At 76.9% G+C, this 3,314-nt stretch carries 3 protein-coding genes; 2 read left to right on the top strand and 1 reads right to left on the bottom strand.

Annotation, left to right across the window (positions count from 1 at the left end; all coding sequences use genetic code 11):
- A partial coding sequence (locus tag ACZ4UX_RS16130) for a carbohydrate binding domain-containing protein (RefSeq protein ID WP_465707102.1) occupies nucleotides 1-425 on the top strand: 425 nt, incomplete at its 5' end.
- A 384-nt stretch (nucleotides 426-809) separates the two neighbouring features.
- Nucleotides 810-1,769 (top strand): hypothetical protein, encoded by a 960-nt coding sequence (locus ACZ4UX_RS16125; RefSeq protein ID WP_465707101.1) that lies wholly within the window; start codon nucleotides 810-812, stop codon nucleotides 1,767-1,769.
- A 60-nt stretch (nucleotides 1,770-1,829) separates the two neighbouring features.
- On the opposite strand, the gene ACZ4UX_RS16120 is transcribed toward ACZ4UX_RS16125, so the two are convergent.
- On the bottom strand, nucleotides 1,830-3,119 hold the full coding sequence (locus ACZ4UX_RS16120; protein ID WP_465707100.1) for a multidrug effflux MFS transporter: 1,290 nt from the start codon (nucleotides 3,117-3,119) through the stop codon (nucleotides 1,830-1,832).
- Nucleotides 3,120-3,314 lie beyond the last annotated feature (195 nt).

Raw genomic sequence — 3,314 nt, 5'->3', positions numbered from 1 at the left:
ACACCAGCACCTACAACCTGACCGTCACCGGGGTCACCCCGCCCGGCGGCCTGGTGAACGGCGGCCTGGAGACGGGCAGCCTCGCCCCGTGGACCTGCCAGAGCGGCGGCGCGGTGGTCGCCACCCCGGCCCACTCCGGCACCCACGCCCTGCAGGCCGCGGCCACCCCCGGCCAGACCGGCCAGTGCCAGCAGACCGTGACGCTGTCGCCCAACACCTCGTACACGCTGAGCGGTTGGGTCCAGGGCAGCTACGCCTACCTCGGCGTGAGCGGCGGCGCCACCGCCAGCGCCTGGACGAACGCCTCCGGCTGGACCAAGCTGACCGTCCCGTTCACCACCGGCGCCTCCGGCACCGTGACGGTGTACCTGCACGGCTGGTACGGCCAGGGCAACGTCTTCGGCGACGACTTCGCCATCGCCTGATCCCGCCCGCGACACCCCATAGTCCCGTCGGGGGCGGCGCGACCTCCCGTCGCGCCGCCCCCGGCGGGCGTCCCTTCCCGAGCGGGACACGGCCGTCCCACCGCCCACTCCCGGCCCATCAGTCATGTCATAGGATCACCGACCATGATGGACGGGGTGGGGACGACGGACAGCACGCGAACACCCGGCGGGGCTTCCCTCCCGCCACCGGTCGGAGCACCCGCCGGCCCACCACAGGCCGATCCCTCGCAGGCCGGCCCACCCCGGACCGATCCCTCGCAGACCGATCCCTCGCAGGCCGGGCCGACCACCCGGGCGCCGTACGCCGGTGGCTCGCCGTACCTCGCCGGCCCCGCCACCCCGCGGCAGCCCGACTGGGCGGCTATGGCCGAACAGCACGAGGAGGAGATCCGGCGCCGGAAGCGGCTGCGGGTGATCGGTGCCAGCGTGCTCGCGACCGCCCTGGTCGGCGGGATGACGGCGACGGCGATCACGGTCTCCGGCAGCTCCCGGAACGACCACCCGACCGGCACCGCCACGCTCCGGCCCGGCCCCACCGCCGAGCCGACCGGCGCGGACACGGGCCCCACCACCGGGGTGACACCGACCGCGCCGGCCACCGCGCCGACCGGCGCGCCCGGCCCCACCGCCACCACCACCGGGAGCCCGACCCCCTCGCCCGGCAAGTCCGGCGGCAGGCCGAGCGGTACCGCCACCCCCGGCAAGCCCGGGGCGAGCGCCACCCAGGGCGCTCCTCCGGCCGCCGTGCCCCCGGCCGTACCCCCCGCCGGTGCGCCCGCACCGGCGAGCAGCGCACCGCGCGACCCGCTGACGGTCATCTCCGAGGCCGCGACGGACACCGCCCCGCTCGACCCGGCCTCCCTGTTCGCCGCCCCGAGCCTCACCGTGGGCGGCCGCACCTGGAACCGGATCGCCACCAGCAGCACGGACACCTGCTGGCAGGCCACCACCGGCGGCCTCGGCGACGTGGCGAGCGGTCAGTCCTGCCGCAAGCTGCTGCGCGCGACGTACACCTCCGGCGACAGCGCGGTCACCGTCGGGGTCGCCGTCTTCGACCACAAGCCGCAGGCGGACGCCGTCGGCCAGGCCCACAAGGGCCAGGTCCAGGGGCTGACCACACCCGACGGCATCGCCTGGTGCGTGACCACGGGCTGCGCCAACACCCACACCACGATCGGCCGTTACGGCTACTACACCGTCTCCGGCACCTACCGCCCCGGCGGCACCACCCAGGACGCCGCCGCGACCGCGGCCGGCCCCGAGCTGGCCGCCTACGCCCGCACCCGCCTGCTCGCCCGCGGCCAGGCCGCCGTCGGCGTCTGACCCGACGGCGCGGCGGGCCGGCGGCGGCCCGGGCCGGCGCCGGCGTCCGACGCGCCCCCGCTACCCGGCCACCGCCGGGCGGCGGGGGCGGCAGAGCGCGAGGTAGGCGACGGCGGAGAGGGCGGCGCAGCCGAGGACGACCGCCGCGAGGAGCACCGCCGACGGCGTACCGCCGAGGCTGCTGAGCGGCGCGACCAGCGCGCCGCAGAGGAACGTGCCGGTGCCGATGAGGGCGGAGGCCGAGCCGGCGGACTGCGGGGGGACCAGGCTGAGCGCCTGGGCGGCCGAGTTCGGGAGGATCACGCCGAGGCTGCCCATCAGGACGAAGAGCGCCGGGCAGATCCCGGCCAGGCCGAGGTCCCGGACCGCGGTGAGCAGGACGAGCGCCACCCCCGCGGCGACCGCCGTGCCGAGGCCGGCCAGCATCAGCGCGCCGGGGGTGAACCGGCGGGCGAGCACCCGCCCGTTCAGCTGGGTGACGCCCACGATGGCGAGCGAGTTGAGGCCGAACAGCAGGCTGTAGGTCTGCGGCGAGACGTGGTACACGTGCTGGAGCACCACCGAGGAGCCGCTGATGTAGCCGAACAGCGAGCCGAAGGCGAAGGTGCTGGTCAGGACGAGGCCCAGGAAGGGCAGGTTCCGCAGCAGCCCCTTCATGGTGCGCAGCGTGGCCACGAGCCCGCCGCCGTGCCGGGCGGCGGGCGGCAGGGTCTCGCGCAGGGCCGCGAAGGCGATCAGGGTGAGCAGCAGGCCGAGTGCGGTGAGGGCGCCGAAGGTGCCGCGCCAGGAGGTGACGCGGAGCAGCTGGGCGCCGACGACCGGGGCGAGGATCGGGGCGAGGCCGGATATCAGGCTGATCGAGGCGAGGAAGCGGAGCATCGCGACGCCCTCGAAGCGGTCCCGGGCGACGGCGCGGCCGATGACCAGGCCGGCCGCACCGGCCGCGCCCTGCACGAAGCGGGCCGCGATCAGCACCGGCAGGGTGGGCGCGAGCACGCACAGCACGCTGGCCAGGGTGTAGACCACCAGGCCGACGAGCAGCGGCGGGCGTCGGCCGAAGCGGTCGCTGAGCGGTCCGAAGATCAGCTGGCCGGCGGCGACCCCGAACATCGAGAAGGTCAGGGTGAGCTGGACGGCGGCCGGCTCGGCGGCGAAGTCGTCGGCGATCGCCGGCAGGCCGGGCAGGTAGAGGTCGGTGGTGAGCGGGCCGAGGGCCACCAGACCGCCGAGCACGGCGACGGTGCCGCGCCCCGGGGCGGCGGCGGTCCGGCCGGGCCCGGTGGCCCGGGCCGCGGGCGCGGTCGACGTCTCGCCGGTGGGGCCGGCGGGACCGACGGTCGGACCAGGCATGGGGCTCCTCGGGGGCGGGCGCTGGATTGTCCTCGCTCCGTCCTACCCCAGCGGCCCGGCGGGGCGACACCCGGGGTGGGGGGGGGGGGGCCCCCCCCCCCCCCCTCCCCCCCCCCCCCCTCCCCCCCTCCCCCCTCCTTTGTGGGCGAATTCGCTCGCCAGATGGCCTTCACCGCGGCCCCCTCCCCCCCAACG

The organism is Kitasatospora sp. NPDC028961, assembly GCF_055564815.1.
This window is presented reverse-complemented; position numbering and strand designations above follow the sequence as displayed.